9 protein-coding genes, 1 tRNA gene and 1 riboswitch are annotated in these 14628 nt (G+C 46.8%); of the genes, 7 read left to right on the forward strand and 3 right to left on the reverse strand.

Annotated elements, in window-relative coordinates; all coding sequences use genetic code 11:
- Window position 1 precedes the first annotated feature (1 nt).
- Entirely contained in the window at window positions 2-1732 is a 1731-nt protein-coding gene (locus AC5JBY_RS14735; protein WP_495905371.1) for a DUF885 family protein, read from the reverse strand.
- 424 nt (window positions 1733-2156) lie between these two features.
- On the opposite strand from AC5JBY_RS14735, the gene AC5JBY_RS14740 reads away from it, so the two are divergent.
- Window positions 2157-3035 carry an AraC family transcriptional regulator gene (locus AC5JBY_RS14740; protein WP_495905372.1) on the forward strand — a complete coding sequence of 293 codons (879 nt, stop codon included), beginning with the start codon at window positions 2157-2159 and terminating at the stop codon, window positions 3033-3035.
- A gap of 315 nt (window positions 3036-3350) precedes the next feature.
- On the opposite strand, the gene AC5JBY_RS14745 is transcribed toward AC5JBY_RS14740, so the two are convergent.
- A complete protein-coding gene (locus AC5JBY_RS14745; RefSeq protein ID WP_495905373.1) occupies window positions 3351-4649 on the reverse strand; it encodes a voltage-gated chloride channel family protein in 1299 nt (432 codons plus the stop codon).
- Between the two features lie 38 nt (window positions 4650-4687).
- Window positions 4688-4762, reverse strand: a riboswitch (Fluoride riboswitch).
- Between the two features lie 165 nt (window positions 4763-4927).
- Here AC5JBY_RS14745 and AC5JBY_RS14750 point away from each other — a divergent pair.
- The 3 genes from AC5JBY_RS14750 (at window position 4928) to AC5JBY_RS14760 (ending at window position 11803) form a co-directional block, all read left to right on the forward strand.
- On the forward strand, window positions 4928-7258 hold the full coding sequence (locus AC5JBY_RS14750; protein ID WP_495905374.1) for a TonB-dependent siderophore receptor: 2331 nt from the start codon (window positions 4928-4930) through the stop codon (window positions 7256-7258).
- Between the two features lie 192 nt (window positions 7259-7450).
- Window positions 7451-9718, forward strand: a complete 2268-nt coding sequence (locus AC5JBY_RS14755; protein ID WP_495905375.1) for a GH92 family glycosyl hydrolase — start codon at window positions 7451-7453, stop codon at window positions 9716-9718.
- A 174-nt stretch (window positions 9719-9892) separates the two neighbouring features.
- Entirely contained in the window at window positions 9893-11803 is a 1911-nt protein-coding gene (locus AC5JBY_RS14760) for a metallophosphoesterase family protein (protein ID WP_495905376.1), read from the forward strand.
- A 61-nt stretch (window positions 11804-11864) separates the two neighbouring features.
- On the opposite strand, the gene AC5JBY_RS14765 is transcribed toward AC5JBY_RS14760, so the two are convergent.
- On the reverse strand, window positions 11865-13016 hold the full coding sequence (locus AC5JBY_RS14765) for a sensor histidine kinase (RefSeq protein WP_495905377.1): 1152 nt from the start codon (window positions 13014-13016) through the stop codon (window positions 11865-11867).
- A gap of 67 nt (window positions 13017-13083) precedes the next feature.
- Here AC5JBY_RS14765 and AC5JBY_RS14770 point away from each other — a divergent pair, with 67 nt between their 5' ends.
- The 3 genes from AC5JBY_RS14770 (at window position 13084) to AC5JBY_RS14780 (ending at window position 14582) form a co-directional block, all read left to right on the forward strand.
- The gene (locus AC5JBY_RS14770; protein ID WP_495905378.1) at window positions 13084-14112 is read left to right on the forward strand and encodes a glycosyltransferase family 2 protein; all 1029 of its coding nucleotides are present in this window, start codon (window positions 13084-13086) and stop codon (window positions 14110-14112) included.
- Between the two features lie 44 nt (window positions 14113-14156).
- Window positions 14157-14375, forward strand: a complete 219-nt coding sequence (locus AC5JBY_RS14775) for a hypothetical protein (RefSeq protein WP_495905379.1) — start codon at window positions 14157-14159, stop codon at window positions 14373-14375.
- A gap of 134 nt (window positions 14376-14509) precedes the next feature.
- A tRNA-Gly gene (locus AC5JBY_RS14780) sits at window positions 14510-14582 on the forward strand.
- The last annotated feature ends 46 nt before the right edge of the window (window positions 14583-14628 follow it).

The raw sequence follows: 14628 nt of genomic DNA on the forward strand, positions 1-14628 counted from the left end.
GTTATTTAGTATTGTAAAAACGCCAGTTGGTTTTAAAGTCTTTGGGTAATTGTTGGTTGGTGAGGATGGCGCGTACCATTTCTACCGGCATAGCGTTTTCGTGCAGCACGGCATCGTGGTATTGTTTGTAGGTCATCTTGCCGCCGTCTACCAGTTCTTTTTTCAGGGCATAGAATTGCATACCGCCGATCATATAGGCCAGCTGGTATAATGGTCCATAACCGCCGGTGAAAGAGCGACGTACTTCGCCTTCTGCATTGGCGCGCTCGTGGCATACGCGGTCAACCAGGAAGTCGATACATTGTTGTGGTGTCCATTTGCCCAGGTGATAGTTGAGGGAGAAGATGATGCGTGCGCAACGGTGCATACGCCAGAAGAGCATACCGATGCGGTCTTCGGGTGATTGGGGGAATTTCATGTCCCACAGGATCAACTCCCAATACAACGCCCATCCTTCAGTCCAGAAAGGTGTGCGGTTGCTACGGTATGTTTTGTAACGGTTGTTCATGAAGCCTTGCAGGTGGTGACCAGCGATCAGCTCATGGTGTACCGTGGCGCGGGAGAAGTGGGGGTTGTTGCCACGCATGCTCATCAGTTTGTCTTCTTCTGCCATTGTGTTGGTAGGATAGGAGATGATGAACGTTTCGCCACCCAGGAAGAAGGGGCTCACCAACTGACGTGCGGGAGGCATCATCGTCATGCGCCATGTTTCTTCAGCGATAGGAGGAATGGTAACGAGGTCTTTTTTCTTCAGGAAGTCGATGGATTCGTTGTACAGCTTCATCATGGCTTCGGGTTGTTTGCCCGGTGGCACGTAGCTGTTCTTTACTTTCTCCACTGCTTTTTTCCACTCTTCGCCAAAGCCCATTTCGCGGGATGCTTTCAGCATTTCTGCGTCGCACCATGCGAATTCTTTGTTGGCGATATCTACTAATTCCTGTGGTGTATAGGGGATCATTTCTGCCTGTAGCTGGCGGATGAGTTCTTTTTCGCCGATGGGGTTGCCGATGATACCGCTGCCATCATCTTTTGCTGCGGGAGCTGCTTTTTCTTTTTGCTGCCATGCTTTGGCGTAATCGCTGAGGGAGTTTTCAAGGCGCTTGAATGGCTCGGGAATCCACCAGGTATAGGCGGGATCGTAGCCGGTATAAAAGTCATTTACGCTCCTGAGTGCTGCTTGCAGGCCACGGATGACGCTGCTGGCGCGACGGCTAAGGGCAGCTTCGAAAGCGCCTTCTTTGCCGAGGGCTTTTGCGGTATTGTTAATTTCAGTAGCCAACGCGTTCATGGTTGCTGCGAGTTGCTGCGCATCCTGCTGGGTGCCTCTGCGACGGATCTTTTCGATAGCGTAGATCTTATCGGAAAAGGTGAACCATTTGGCTATCTGGCCGTATTCTGTTTCTTCTTCTTTCAGCAGATCAACTTGTTCGTCCAGGTTTCTCTTGAATAAGACATAATCTACTCTGGAGCCGGTGGGCAGTGATTCGAATTTCACCTGCTGCAATTGTTTCAAATAGTCGTTTTGCAATTGTTGCAAACGCTGCCGGCGTTCGGGGGAGCTTTCCAGCACATAGAAGCGCGACAGGCTACCGCGGTCGGCATTGTACTGCACCATAATATTATTTATCTCACTGTTGTTGAGATAAAGGGGACTGTTCTGTGCCCAGCTTTGTACGGTGGTGAGTGTAATACAAAGGATGAGAAAAATCTTTAATCGAACGGCTTGATTCATAGCAGAGATGTGTTGATTTGGTTGATTTGTTGTCGAATTAACAAGTTAACTCTTTGGCAACGTTAATAAGGCGAAAGTCAGTAAAATAATGATCCGTAGTTCACCATTTATAAAAGTGTTAAGATTGGCTAATTATCAGGCAGGATTGGGAAAAGAAAACAGGGTACCGAATTTAACATACAGGTTATGGAACCTGCATTTTCGATTTAGCATTCGGGATACAGCATTTTGAATAAAAATTAACCGGGTTAATTACAGTATATTTTTCTGCTATAAGGCTGTCTACTGCTGCATTTTATCAATGAATTGTGCTTACGTATGCTTTCGTGTGTGTGAATGTTATCTGTATGTTATTAATCAGTTATTGACCGATATTAACCCGCGGTGATTTAATTCCAAAAAAAAGCGGTAATATTGGTTAAGTATGAAAGTTGTACAATTCACTATACCTGTTGCTACAGAGTATTCAATTATCGTGCAGGAAGACGTGTTGCCTTACTTTTACAACCACCTGCACCGTCATAATGAGATACAGATCACCTGGGTTATCAAAGGTGAAGGAACGTTAATTGCGGGCAATGCGATGCAGCGTTTTAAACCGGGTGATATTTATATCATTGGCGCCAATCAGCCTCACTTATTTAAGAGTGATCCTTCTTATTTCGAGAAGCGGAGTAAAAAGGAGATCCATGCACTGACCATGTTTGTGGACCCGGGCGGACTTTTCAATCACATTCTGCAATTGCCTGAAATGAAGAGTGTGAAGAAGTTCCTGGAGGTGACCGCTATGGGTATGCAGATACCCAGTGCTTATAAGGCACAGATCATGGATAAGATGCTGCAAGTGAAGGATGCACGGAATGGCAGCCGCCTGGCTACCTTTATTCAGCTGCTGCAATTAATGACTACGATCAAGAAGTACAAGACGCTGTCCAACTCTGGCAGTGAGTACTCTATCAGTGAGTCGGAAGGGCTGCGTATGAATGATGTGTATCAGTATACCATGACGCATTACACAGAGAACATCAGTTTGCACCAGATCGCTTCGGTGGCGCATCTTACGCCGCAGGCTTTTTGCCGGTATTTCAAGAAGCATACGCGCAAGACGTATATTACTTTCCTCAATGAGGTGCGGGTAAATGAGGCGTGTAAAAAGATCGTATCGCAGGATTTTGATAGTATCGCTACGGTAGCGTATCAAACCGGTTTTACGAATGCTGTTACTTTCAACCGGGTGTTTAAGAAAATTACCGGTCAGCCTCCCAAGAAGTTTTTAAATGAATATTTACATAAGGTAGACTGAGTTCAGCGCTCAGCGTCAATAGTTCAGAGTAAGGGTCAGGGATCGAGGGGTTAACACTTCCGGTTCCTGACCCTTGGCTTTTTATGTTAATGCCCGGGGTTTCGGCCTGCCGGGCGTTGTGCTTTTGGTGCTAATTACTCAGTTTTTGGTACCAATTACGCATCTGCCGGCGGCAGGCGTAGTTCCTGTTTTAGCTTTGTATCAATAAGTTATTGCGCATCTGGCCGACGCTGCCGGTGTGTACGAAATTCAAAGGAAGAGGTGCTTACTTCAGGGGGCGGATCATAGCCCCCTTTTTTTATTGTCTATATCAGGTTATTTTCTCCCAAACCATGATTTTGAAACGGCTGTTTGTTGCGTAGCATAGATGCCGGTGTGGCCGCTGAAGTAGTAGGCCGTGAAGCAGGCGATGGCGTAATAGAGCACATGGTCAGTTCCAAATAGCTCAACGCCCATGAGCGTGCAGGCAATCGGAGTGTTGGTAGCGCCTGCAAACACGGCAATAAAACCAAGTCCCGCAAAAAGATCGATGGGAGCGCCAGTTAAACTGGCAATCGTGTTGCCGAGTGCAGCACCTATAAAGAACAAGGGGGTTACTTCTCCTCCTTTGAATCCTGTGCCCAGGGTAATAGCCGTAAACAGGAGTTTCCACCACCAGCTCCAGTAAGTAACGCCCTCCGGGTTAAAAGCATTGAGGATAGAAGGGCCTGAAGCATCGGGTGATGAAACGCCCAGCCCAAGATAATCGCGCGTGCCCAGCATCCAGGTGAGCGCGATGATGAGACAACCACCGGCCACTGGTATCAGCCACTGGTTTGTTTTGATCAGTTGTTTGGATAGGGATTTGATACCGTGTGATAACAACACAAACAAATAGCCTACCAGGCCAAAGGCTACGCCTGCGAGGATCACTTTGGCGAGCAGGTAAAAATTGTCAGCCGATAAGTTATATGGATGTGAAAGGGTAGTGGCGCTGGCGGTGATGTGGTAGGTTGTATGTTGAATGCCCCAGGCGCTGCATACGATGTGTGCAAATACCGAAGCCATGAGGCAGGGGATGAGTGCATCGTATTTAATTCGCCCGATGGCCAGTACTTCCAGTGCAAATACAGCGCCGGTGAGTGGTGTGCCGAATACTGCGCCAAAGCCTGCAGCAATGCCTGCCATTAATATGATGCGAATATCTTCGGGTGACAGCCTGAACCATTTTCCCAATAAGTTGGCCATGCTGCCACCCATTTGTACGGCCGTCCCTTCGCGACCGGCAGAGCCGCCAAATAAGTGGGTGATCAACGTGGTGATCAATACCAGCGGGGCCATTTTGGCTGGCACGCCTGCGCCGGGTTGATGGATCTCTTCGATGATGAGGTTGTTGCCTGCTTCTGCATCTTTGCCCCATAATTTATAGAGGAAATAAATAGCAATACCTGCTACCGGCAGCAGGTACAACAACCAGCTATAATGCCATTGCAAGTGTGTGACTTCATCCAGCAGCCATAGGAACAGGGCCACCAGCGATCCTGTGACGGCTGCAACGGGAATGGTGATAAGTGTCCATTTGATCAGGTGTCGGACAATGTGGAAGAGTTCAAATGACGTGGATATTTTCTTCATACCTACAAAAGTTTATTCCTGGCAGCATGTACCAGTGTTTATTTGTAGGCGCCATCAGCGTCACCGGCGGGCGACACGGTTGGGAGCAGGAAGACACCATTTCCTGTGTAAGACGTTTCAAATCTACGTATTTTTTAAAAGAAAAGCAGCAGGCATCATCCTGTACAGACATATAGCGTTTTTTAATTTTCCGCATTGCATCATTTTCTCTTCCCGATCTCGTAACAGGAACCATACCCGTTAGCTGTTATTTCGCGCCTTGTTTTAAACCAACTCTAATGCGATTAACATCTATTCTTTCTACACTTATTTTTCTGGTGCCCATATGGGCGAATGCACAAACAGGAACCATTAAAGGGACTGTGACTACCTCCGACGGCAAGCCGGCCGAACAGGTAAATATAACGCTTGAGCGAACAGGACGGGGAACGATCGTCAGCCAGCAGGGATCGTATATAATTGGTAAAGTGCCTGTTGGTACCTACACTATTGTAGCCAGCTTTACAGGACTGGAAACGCAAAAAAAGGAAGTTACCGTTAGCGAAGGCGCAACAGCTACAGTGGATTTCAAGTTGGTGGAAAGCAACCAGCAGTTGCAGGAAGTAGTGGTACAACATTCAGTAAGCAAGCTCACCAACAAAACATCCGACATGGTGGCGAGGATGCCGCTCTCCAACCTGGAGAATCCGCAGGTGTATAACGTGGTTGGTAAGGAATTGCTGAAAGAGCAGGTGGTAACCAATTTGCAGGATGCTATAAAAGCTGCTCCCGGTGTGATCGCTGCTTCTTTCCCCAGTGGCGGTGTTGGTGTTGTGTCTCGCGGTTTCAATACGGGTGTTGGAGCACGTAATGGTTTGCGTTCCGACCTTAACCGGGCCAGCGCAGATGTCTCTAACGTTGAAAGGATAGAATTTATCAAAGGACCTTCCGGCACTTTATTCGGTGCAGGCGCCTCCTCCTTTGGTGGCGTGGTGAACCTCGTGACCAAAAAGCCGGGCGAAAACTTCTTTGGCAATGTAGGTTTAACGGTGGGAAGTTTTGGCCTTTCCCGTTTAACGGCAGATATCAACGCACCTGTTAACAAGGATAAAACGTTGCTGGCGCGTGTCAATACAGCTGTTCACCGGCAAAACAGCTTTAGCGATTTTGGACGGGTGAGCAGTTTTGCTTTTGCTCCCAGCTTATTGTACAAGGCTACTGATAAGTTAACGATCTTGTTCGATGCAGAGATCTACAACGCTAATTCTACCAGACCAACGTACACTACTGTAAACGTTGCCAGGACAGGTTATAGTAATATGAAGCAGCTTCCGTTAAACTACAAGAGATCGGTGTATGACAATGACCTTGATGCAAAAACTCAATCGCAAAAGTTTTATGTAGAGGCTAAATATAAGATCAACGACAGCTGGACCTCGATCACCAACCTTGCGTATGTCAATGAAGCTGTCGACTACAGCTATCAAACGTACAATACCTGGGTGGGCAAGGATAGCCTGGCAAGGTATGTGGGCATCTGGGGACCTATCAAGTTATCTTATACCAATGTGCAGCAGAACTTTGTAGGTAAGTTTACCACAGGTGGATTGAAACATACTTTGCTCGTTGGTGTAAGCTACACTGATCAATATGCCAATGGTACGCAGAAAGGTGGCCCTAACTTCGATACCATCGATATCAAGAAGACTCCCAAGCTGATCACCAGGGTGTACGCAGATAAGATCCTGTTGCAGCCGGAGCGTGTAAGCAGCCGTGGTATTTCAAAGAATCAATACATGGGTGCGTATGTATCTGAAGTGTTGAACATTGGTGATCGTCTGTATGCTATGCTTAGTCTTCGTTTCGATAAGTATAAGCAGGCTGCAGGTGGGTTTGCTACAGGTGGATATGAGCAAAATTCATTGTCGCCCAAATTAGGATTGGTATACCAGGTGGTGAAAGGCAAGGTGTCTGTGTTTGGTAACTATATGAATGGATTCCAAAACAGCAATCCGCAGGTGGAGCAGCCAGACGGCTCTATTCTCTCTATTAAACCTATTTATGCCAACCAATGGGAAGCTGGTGTAAAGAGTGAGCTGCTAAATGGCAGGATCAATGCTACTTTAAGTTATTACAACATCAATATCGATAATGCGCTGCGTAATGAAACAATTGATGGCAAGCTGTTTACCAGACAAGATGGCGAGCAACAGAGCAAAGGTATTGAGCTTGATATCTTAGCCAACCCGGTAGCCGGACTCAGTGTTGTATTGGGTTACGGTTATAACGAAAACCGGATCGTTAAGGCTACTCAAAACCAGGGTAACATCGTTGCAGGCGCGCCACGTAATATCGCCAGCTACTGGATTAGCTACAGGGTTCAGAACGGCGTGCTGAAAAACTTTGGTATCGGTGCTGGTGGTAACTATGTCAGCAATTGTTATTTCGAAGATGCCAACAGACTTACCATTCCTTATTACCATGTAGTGAACAGTACGTTGTTTTATGAGAACAACAAATGGCGCACAGGTTTGAAGCTGAACAATATTGGCAACACAAAGTACTGGGACCCTTATGGGAACTACAGCCCAACGAGCAACTTCTCGGTTGATGTGGCTATCAAGTTTTAGTGCTGCATAGAAAATATTGAGCATTATACGCTGGCCCGGGCTTTTGTCCGGGCCAGTTGTTTTTATAATATTACATTTGTAGGCAGTGGCTTTAGCTAAAACGTAATAGCTATTTGATAGTCAGGTATTTGTGTTTTTGGTGAAATTGGGCTCTTCCTGGCGATGCCGCCGGATAAAAAGCAAAACTTCCTTATGAACTGGAAATTGATCGTTGGAGCGCTTCTCTGCAGTAAAGTAGCATTGGCACAGCAGCCAGACCTCGTAAAATATGTAAACACCTTACAGGGGACCAACTCTTCTTTTGAGTTGACGCGCGGGAATACTTATCCTACTACAGCGTTGCCATTTGGTATGAATACCTGGACGCCGCAAACCGGTAAGAATGGCGATGGCTGGAAATACCAGTATACCAAAAAAACAATCCGTGGTTTTCAACAGGCACATCAATGTAGTTCCTGGACCAACGACTATGCCGTGTTCTCCTTCATGCCGGTGATCGGCAAACTCACCGTGAACGAAGATGAACGGGCTACCGGCTTCAGTCATGCCAATGAAACTGCCCATCCCGATTATTATAAAGTGCAGCTCGACAATGGTATCTCTACTGAGATGACGCCCACAGAGCGTGGTGCACACCTGCGTTTTACTTTTCCTAAAAAGCAGGATAGCTATATTGTATTAGATGGTTACACCAAGATGAGTATGGTGAAGATCATTCCTGAAGAAAGGAAGATCATTGGTTATGTGAACAACGGGCATTACAAAACGGCCAACTTCAAAAACTACTTTGTAGCGGTATTCGACAAACCTTTTGTAGCATGGGGCACCTGGGAGAATCGCAAGAACACCGTGCAGGCAGCAGCGGCGCAAGCCGAAGGTGATGGAGTGGGGGCTTATATTCAATTCAAACCCGGCGAAAAGGTACAGGTAAAAGTGATCTCGTCTTACATCAGTACTGAACAGGCAGAGCTGAACTTGCAGCGTGAGCTGGGGAGCTTCAAAAGTTTCGATGATACAAAGAAGGCGGCTACGGATACCTGGAATAAATACCTGTCGAAAGTATTGGTGGAAGATGATTCCGAAGAGAACAAAGCTACTTTCTATTCCTGCTTCTTCCGGGCGAGTTTGTTCTCACGCCAGTTCTTCGAGTATGACAAAGATGGCAAGGCTTACTATTTCAGTCCCTACGATGGTAAGATCTATTATGGCTACATGTATACGGACACTGGCTTTTGGGATACGTTCCGTGCCCAGTTTCCTTTAAACACCATTCTGCATCCCACCATGCATGGCCGCTACATGCAGGCGCTGCTGGCTGCCAAAGAGCAGTGTGGCTGGTTGCCTGCGTGGTCGTTTCCCGGTGAAGGTGGCAGCATGATCGGTAATCATGCCATCTCCCTGCTCACGGATGCGTGGGTGAAAGGTATTCGCACGTTCGATCCCGAACAAGCATTGGCTGCTTACCTGCACGAGGCTACCAACAAAGGGCCGTGGGGGCCCGCCAACGGCAGGCATGGCTGGAAAGAATATTATCAGTTGGGTTATGTGCCTTATCCTGAGTATGGTGAGGCTACTGCCAAAACACTGGAGTATGCTTACGATGATTTTTGCGGATACCAACTGGCCAAAACAGTAAAGGCGCCTTTTTATGAAGGCATCTTTGCCAAGCAGATGTACAACTACCGCAACGTGTATGATTCTACTACTGGCTTCATGCGTGGCAGGAACAGTAAGGGGCAATGGCTGGCTGATTTCGACCCAACAGAGTGGGGCGGGCCTTACACCGAAGGTTGTGCCTGGCATTGGGTGTGGTCGGTGTTTCATGACGTACAGGGGCTGATCGGCCTGCTGGGTGGCAACCGGCAATTTGTCGCCAAACTGGATTCTGTGTTTACACAGCCTAACACTTTTAAAGTGGGTACCTACCGCAGACCCATACATGAGATGACAGAAATGGCCATGGCCAATATGGGGCAGTATGCGCATGGCAATCAGCCTATCCAGCATATGATCTATCTCTACAACTATGCCGGCGAACCCTGGAAGGCACAGTTTCATGCGCGCGAGGTGATGCGGAGATTGTACAGTGCTACTGAAAACGGCTATCCCGGTGATGAAGATCAGGGGCAAACGTCTTCCTGGTATGTACTGAGTGCGCTTGGTTTTTATAGTGTGTGTCCCGGTACTGATCAATACGTGTTGGGCAGTCCCTTATTTAAAAAAGTCACCATCACACTGGAGAACGGCAAACAGCTGGTGATAAAAGCCAATGGCAACAGCGGTTCAAACGTGTATATACAACAAGCTACGCTTAATGGTACGCCTTACTCCAAAAATTATATTACGCACAATGATATCGTAAACGGCGGCCTGTTTGAGTTTAACATGTCTGCTTCTCCCAATACAACGCGTGGTATAGGACAGGCTGACCGGCCTTTTTCTCTTTCTGCCGGTAAATAGCTTTGTTCAATTGGTGACATAGTTGTTCATGCACTTGTAAAAACAGGTATTTATTCCTGTTTTCTGTGTTGAAAGCTTCTCTACTTTTACTATCGACTCTCCTCATTACTGTTATCTGTATCCCACTGGAATTTTATTGTCCTTTTCCTGATTCTTAACCTTAAATCATATACTATGTCGCTTATCCGATTTGACCGGGTGGCAAGCCGCCCCCTGTCCCTTTGGCAAACGGCCGTGGCAGAGCATGCACGGCAACAGCTGAAAAAAGTACATAGCAAGGTATCTCAAACCAAGGTGCTGCAGCATCCCATGGTTAGAGCGGCTGCCGATCATGTTACTGCTACTTACCAGGGCACTCCGCCAACAGCCGAGCGTAACCTGTCCATTCCCGACCAGTTGAATGTTTATCTTTCTCATTTGTGTTATGAAAAGGCGAATGCGGAGATCAATGGAGATGTAGCACTGGCTGATGCGTTGGGGACCACCTACCGCCAGTTCAGTGATAACGACCCTGGTTTCATTACCTGCGCCACAACGTATGCTAATTATTTACTCCAGTACAGCGGACAATTTCTATATAATGATTGGACCATTCAGGGGCATAACAATATCAATTACGGTGTGATCGAATACCAGTTGCCCAATGATGCCAAAGTAGCTGTTATCGGGGATTGGGGAACAGGGCTTGATGATGCCATTGAGTTGTTGCAGAATATCATGCTGCAACACAATCCAACTGCTATCATTCACCTGGGTGATATTTATTATTCCGGAACACCTACTGAGTGCACCCATGCTTTTATAGATGCCCTGGCAGCAGTGGGCGCCAGTAAGATTCCTGTCTTTACCATTCCGGGCAATCATGAGTATTATTCGTTGGGCTATGGTTATTTTCCGATGCTTACACAGCTAAACATCAATATTCCAAATGCCGCACAGCCTGCCAGTTATTTTTGTCTGAGAACGGCAGACCTCGGCTATCAGTTCCTGGCTATGGATACCGGTTATAATGATGCCAATCCGGCCAATCAGTTCAATACCGGCTATGCTGGTCCATGGCTTCAATCTACGGAAGCTACCTGGCACCAGGACAAGCTGAATAATTTTAAAGGTGCTACCATTCTGTTGTCGCATCACCAGTTGTTTTCTACCAATGCCAAGCTGAATGGGTCGCTTTCTACCTATGGCAACCTGCCGTATCTCAATCCTTATTTATATAGTGTATTCGGTCCTTATTTGCGCACCAAGGTGGCCGCCTGGCTGTGGGGGCATGAACATAATTTCGCACTGTATCAACAAGGGTTGTTACAGTTGTCAAATTCGGCGCTGTTGGGGTGTAGTGCTTATGAAGAGTTGACTTCAGCGAATCCTTATGCACAGAACTATCCGCAGATACCTTATTATGGCACTCCTTCTCAGTGGGAACTGGGCACCAATACGGATCCCAATGGGGTAGGGTATTACAATCACGCTTATGCCATTCTCGATTTCAGCGTTCGTCAAAATCCTACCGATCCCATCACAGCCTCTTATTACCAGTTTCCTTCCTGGGGTGTAAACAGACCCTCTAATCCACAGGCTACGCCCATCGCCAGTTTCTCTTATGCTATGCCAACGCCAGTGACAAAGCCGGTCATGTATGGGACCTCTCTTAATATGCTTGCCCAGGAGGGATTGTTCATATCACCATTGGTAAGTCAGTACCCCTACAATTATCCCACAGCTACTACCAATAATCCTGTTGGTCTTGTGTTGAAACCTACTAAGGGTGGCAACCCTGGTCAGGTGCAACATGGTGATCAAGTATTGATTGAGACTACTGAACATGCTGCCGGCCAGAAAAATATGTTGGGCGCCTGGTCTACTCCTACTTTGTATTATTATAACGGGAATTATTCACAGCTGCAATGGACTATTTATAAGAAAGATACCAGTACAGGCACTGGCATCAATTATGGGGACGAGGTGTATTTTGTAAATAACTACTATACCAATAACTGGTTGTGTTTGTACTGGAGCAGGGTGTATAGCAGTGTTTACCTGTATACGCAGGCGAATGCCAATTATTTCTGGCAGATACTTTAGTGAAATAATAAAGCGTGCGCCTCTATTGGAGCGCACGCTTTATTTGTAGATATATAACTGGTTACTTCTTAAGCACGATCCGGAAAGTGGTGCCTTTGTTGATCTCTGATTGTTTCACAAAGAGCTGTCCTTTGTGGTATTGAACAATGATGCGGCGGCTCAGGCTGAGCCCCAGTCCCCATCCTCTTTTCTTGGTGGTGAATCCGGGTTTAAACACGCGGTGAATATTCTGGCGGGCAATGCCTTTACCCGAATCCGTTACATCGATCAACACTTCTTTATCATCCTGTCGTATCTGTACGGCAATGCTGCCTTTGCCTTCCATGGCATCGAGTGCATTCTTCAGGAGGTTTTCAATGACCCAATCGAACAAGGGAGGAGAAATGCTGGCTACTATTTCCTGCTGATCGCCGGTATCTAAAGAGAATTGTACTTTACCCGGAGCTCGTTTGCGCATATAATCGATCATGCTGGAAACCTGCGCCACGATATTGTGTTCTTCAAGATGAGGCGTACTACCGATCTTACCAAAACGGTCCGATACCAGCTTCAGCCGGTTTACATCTTTCTCCATTTCGGCAACGATCTTTTCATTGTCCGGGATATCCTTCAACATTTCTACCCAGCCCTGTAATGATGTAAGTGGCGTACCCAACTGGTGGGCAGTCTCTTTTGCCATACCCGCCCACACCTGGTTTTGGGATGACTTGAAGCTGGTAGTAAGTGCTGTAAGAGTGATAATGATAAACAGGCTCACGATCAACAGTTGTACCAACGGGTAATAACGTACCTGATTGAGTAGGCTGGTGTGCCCATAATAATAATGGTTGGTGCGTGTGCTGTCGCGCGGATCAGCCCACACAATGGGTTCATTCTGTTTGCTGAACTCCCTCAGCCGGTTCTTTGCATAGTTGCTGTCGGTCGCAATACTTGCCGAGTCGAGGTTGACGTATTGTGTAATATTGTTCTTCTCGTCGGTCTCGATAATAGGGATGGTCCTGTTTTCGGCAACGATAATGCTCACGAGTTTATCACTCATCCCGGTGGTATCGTTCATGAGCAACTTACCGGCCTCCACCCATTGCGCTACTTTTTGCCTTTCTTCCAGTGCAATTTGTTTGGCCAGGAACTGCGAGTAGAAGATAGTACCGCTGACGATGGCAATTGCAATAATCGATAAGCCGGTTCTCCAGTTAAACAGCGGTCGAATCATGTACAGGATTTGTTGATTTCGAAAGATACTAAGAATCTATAAAATGCGTTCCTTTGCATCCCGTAATATGACGCAACCTTTAGTATCCATAGTAATACTCAACTGGAATGGCCGGAAGTTCTTAGAACAGTTCCTGCCATCAGTACAGGCGTCTACCTGGGCCAACAAATCCATCGTGGTGATCGACAATGCGTCGACTGATGACTCCATCAGTTTTCTGCAGACACATTATCCCCAGGTACAGATTGTGCGCAATGCCGGTAATTATGGTTTTGCCAAAGGATACAATGAGGGGCTGAAAGAAGTGGCCGGTGATTATTATGTGTTGCTCAACTCAGATGTAGAAGTAACGCCGGGTTGGATAGAGCCGGTGATGGCGCTGATGGAATCGGATGCCAGCATTGGCGTTTGTCAACCCAAACTGTTGGAGCACCATAATAAAACGGTATTTGAATATGCAGGGGCGGCTGGTGGCTGGCTCGACTACCTGGGCTATCCGTTTGCAAAGGGGCGCATATTTGATGTGAACGAAACTGATCATGGACAATATGATACAGCAGCTCCTATTTTCTGGGCCAGTGGGGCAGCTATGTTTGTGCGGGCTAAACTGTACCATCAACTGGGTGGGTTAGATCCTTTTTTCTTTGCCCACCAGGAGGAGATCGATTTCTGCTGGCGGGTGCAGCTGGCGGGATACCAGGTGTATGCCTGTCCACAGTCGGTGGTGTACCATGTGGGCGGGGGAACGTTGCCCAAGGGCAATTCCCGGAAGGTGTTCCTGAATTTCCGCAACAACCTCATCATGATGGCCAAGAATATGCCGGCGGGGATGGCCACCTGGAAAATATTGTACCGGTTCTGGCTGGACGCGATTTCTGCGGTGAAGTCATTGCTGGCGGGGGAGGGCACTTATTTTGTGGCTGTGTTCAAAGCACATATTGCTTTTGTCGGATGGTTGCTTTTCAGGAGAAAACAGAGTATTTTTCCCGCCGATAAAAGCGCCAAACTGCAAGGGTACCTCCACAAAAGTGTGGTGTACAGCCATTTTGTAAAAGGTAAAAAGACCTTTGCAGAAATTGTTGGCAATAAAAGCTGATTTTTTAAATTGAACCATTATTTTTGCATCGCAATCAACTCATTATGGATCAACATTTAGAGCAAGAACAAGAGCAGGATTACCGCAACAAGGATTTTAAGAACAACTGGGTAAACTCTTCTGTATTCCTGTTTTACCTGCAGGTATTTTGTTTAGTAGCCTTCGTTCTGGGCGGCTGTTACAACCTCTATAAGCATAGCTATAAAGGAAAACCCGAAGTGAATGTACCTTCAAGTACGTTGTACACACCTGACTATAAATAAGTGATAATTAGTCAGAAATAATCTTAAAAAGATTTTGTCGGAATTATTCTTTGTCTATCTTTGCACTCCCAAATCACGAAATAAGTTCTTTTAAAAATAATACACGCTGTTGCTCAAGCAATTGCAGGTAAAAAGCGGAAGTAGCTCATTTGGTAGAGCACGACCTTGCCAAGGTCGGGGTGGCCGGTTCGAGCCCGGTCTTCCGCTCAGATGAAAAAAGCAGATAGCGTTGTTATCTGCTTTTTTTTTCGAC

The sequence above is a fragment of the Paraflavitalea sp. genome (genome assembly GCF_059502485.1).